Consider the following 2,740-nt stretch of genomic DNA (forward strand, 5'->3'; position numbering starts at 1 on the left):
CATGTCGTGCATCTTCTTGACGATCATGATGTTCTCCCGTTGCGGACAGGTGGTCGTTTCAGGCGTTTTGCACCTGAGTGCCCACATTTCCCGAGCCGCATCCGGATTCCGGGACGTCGACCGGCATTTCTTACGTGCCGTTTCAACTTCTCCCGGATCTTCCCCGACGGTGCCGGCGTCGCACCGCGGCCTCCCCGCACGGTCACTCGCCGGCCGGGTCCTCCCTCCGGCGCAGCACGATCAGGACCGCGCCGCCGATCACGACCAGGCCGATGGCCACGCCCGCGATCATGGGGGTGATCGCGGAACCGCCGGTCGCCGCCAGATTGGTGTCGGGGACCGTGCTGCCGCCCACCGTGGCGGGGCTGGGCTCGTTGCGGAGCTGGGCCGATTCCGTCGTGAGCGCGCCCTGCGTCTTGCAGTCCAGGACGCCGGTGAAACGGTGACTGAAGCCGTGCGGACCGGTGATCGTGAAGTCGTAGGCCTGGTCCTCCTGGAGCGGCACGGTCACCGTGCGGGACGCGCCCGCCGGGATCGTGTGCTCGGCGCCCATCAGCGTGAAGGTGAACGGCGCGTCACCCTTGTTGACCGCGGTGATGTCCACACCGCCCTTCGCACAGTTCTCGCGGGCCGAGACCGCCGGTATGGCGCCGGTGGCGGCCCAGCCGGCCGTCGCGGTCGCGGAGACCGTGGACTCGCTGGAGCCGGCCAGGACCTGGGTCTGGCTGCGGCTGTCGGAGGCGAAGGCCCGGCCCACCGGCACGGTGGTCGACGCCTGCACGGACAGCTGGGCCGATCCGTCCGCCGTGTCCTCGGGGACGTCGAAGAACAGCCGGCTGCCGTCCTTCGCCGAAGTGATCACCTTGCCGGCCCGGTCGACGATGCGCACCCCGCTGGCGGCCGCGTCCGCCGGCGGGCTCACGGTGACCGCGCCCGCGTTGGTGTGCACGGTGACCGGTCCGAGCAGATCGCCCGGCCGCCCGGAGACGGCGGGCGGGTCCAGGGTGAGCGAGGCCTGCGGCTCGGCGACGCTCCGGGCCCTCTTCTCCAGGTAGTCGGCGAGCTTCTCGGCCTGCGGGTCGACGGCGTCGACCTTCGCGCCGTCGGAGTAGCGCCAGATGGCCACCTGCGTGCCGGCCGCCGCGTCCTGCTCGGTCAGCCCGTTCGCGCCCGCCCGGCGGGCGAGTGCGGCGAGGTCGTTGACCTGGGGGTAGGAGTTCCGCAGGATCCAGCGGATCCGGCCCGCGTCCTTGTTGGTGCCCAGCGAGGTGCCGCTCCAGGCCGTCTCCTGGTACCGGGCGTCCCGCTGGGTCGGGTTGTACAGGTCGACGCAGTAGGTCTGCAGGGTGCCGCCGCCGTCCACGGACATCTCGAACAGGCCCGCGGAGACCTGCTGGTCGCTGCCGTTGTCATGGATGACGGCCTCGCCGTAGGTCTTCAGCCCGTTGAGGGTGGCCGCCGCCCCGCCCTGTGTCTGCGCTCTCTCCTCGGCCACGGCCGTACCGGCGCCGGACAGCACGCCGGCCGCCATGAGTCCGGACACCGTGGCGACGGCGGCCAGGCGGGCCGTTCCGGTGGACCGGCAGAACCCAGAGAGCGCAGCAAGCACAGAATTCCCCTTCGAGCAGGACCCGTTGGACGTGGGGGACGGTCCCACCAGCAGAATCGGCAGCCCCTAGGGGCACGCCCGGCATCCTATGGATCAGCCGGAGCCTCTCCCGGCGGTCGGATCATCCGATGGCCGATCCGATCCGCAATCGTTATCGCCGGGACCGTTCTTGAGCTGGCCATATCGACAAATCCACCGGTTCGTCAGGTGGAGCGCTGGAGCTGGATGCGTTCACTGACGTCACGTCACCGCTACCGGCCGGCGCTCCTGTTGACGCGCCGCCTCGTCGTCCCGGGGGTCCGCCGGGCCCGGTGTCTCCCAGCTCGGTTCGGGCCTGGCGGCCGTCGGCGGCGCCTCCGGTTTGACGGCACGCTGGAAGGCCGCCGTACCGCGCGACAGGTCATGGCCGATCGCCACGGCGTCGATGTCGGCGGAGGCCCACTGCTGCTGCCCCTCCCGCACCTCCGTGCGCACCTTCAGCCGGCCCTGGACGACGACCGGCTGGCCCACCTCCACGCACGCGGCCACGTTGACCGCGAGCTGGCGATTGGCCCACACGGTGAAGAAGTTGGTGTGCCCGTCCGTCCACGCGCTCTTCTCCCGGTCCCAGTAACGCGCGGTCACCGCCAGCCGGAACCGGGCCGACGGCCCCGACGCCAGCTCGCGGTACGCCGGCTGGGTCGCCACGTTGCCCACCACACAGACGATGGTCTCGTTCATGTCTCGCTCCCCTCCCCCGCCCGGCCCTCTTCCGGCCGGGCGGACACGCGTACGGGCCCGTCCCGTACGGCTGCGTCTGCCGTGCCGGCGCGTACGACTGACATACGTGCCCGCACGGTCCCGCGACCGCCCGCTGCCCCGCCGCCTCCGCGGCCGGACCCGGCGTGCGATCGCCGTGCCCTCAGACTGCCTCCGCCGGGCCGAGCCCGCCGCGCGCTGTGCACCACCACCCGCCTGTGGAAAACCCCGCCACCCGGACGGGTGACACGTCGTACTCAGACCCCACATCCACGGCTCCGCCGGCTCCCCCACCCACGGCTCCGCCGGCTCCCCCACCCACGGCTCCGCCGGTTCCCCCACCCATGACTCCGCCGGCTCCCCTACCCACGGCTCCGCCGGTTCCCCCACCCA

Annotated in this window: 2 protein-coding genes; both read right to left on the bottom strand. The window is 71.9% G+C overall.

Annotated features, from left to right (window positions below; genetic code table 11):
- Nucleotides 1-202 precede the first annotated feature (202 nt).
- Entirely contained in the window at nucleotides 203-1,531 is a 1,329-nt protein-coding gene (locus IE312_RS33985; RefSeq protein ID WP_189986084.1) for a TQXA domain-containing protein, read from the bottom strand.
- Nucleotides 1,532-1,849: 318 nt separating this feature from the next.
- Nucleotides 1,850-2,329 (bottom strand): single-stranded DNA-binding protein, encoded by a 480-nt coding sequence (locus tag IE312_RS33990; RefSeq protein ID WP_189986079.1) that lies wholly within the window; start codon nucleotides 2,327-2,329, stop codon nucleotides 1,850-1,852.
- Between the last annotated feature and the right edge of the window lie 411 nt (nucleotides 2,330-2,740).

The sequence above is a fragment of the Streptomyces capoamus genome (assembly GCF_014654935.1).
Lineage (GTDB): Bacteria > Actinomycetota > Actinomycetes > Streptomycetales > Streptomycetaceae > Streptomyces > Streptomyces capoamus.

What these genes read in the sequence shown, in the direction of transcription:
- IE312_RS33985 (WP_189986084.1), bottom strand. Translation starts at nt 1,531, where the DNA reads ATGGCGGCCGGCGTGCTGTCCGGCGCCGGTACGGCCGTGGCCGAGGAG.
- IE312_RS33990 (WP_189986079.1), bottom strand. Translation starts at nt 2,329, where the DNA reads ATGAACGAGACCATCGTCTGTGTGGTGGGCAACGTGGCGACCCAGCCG.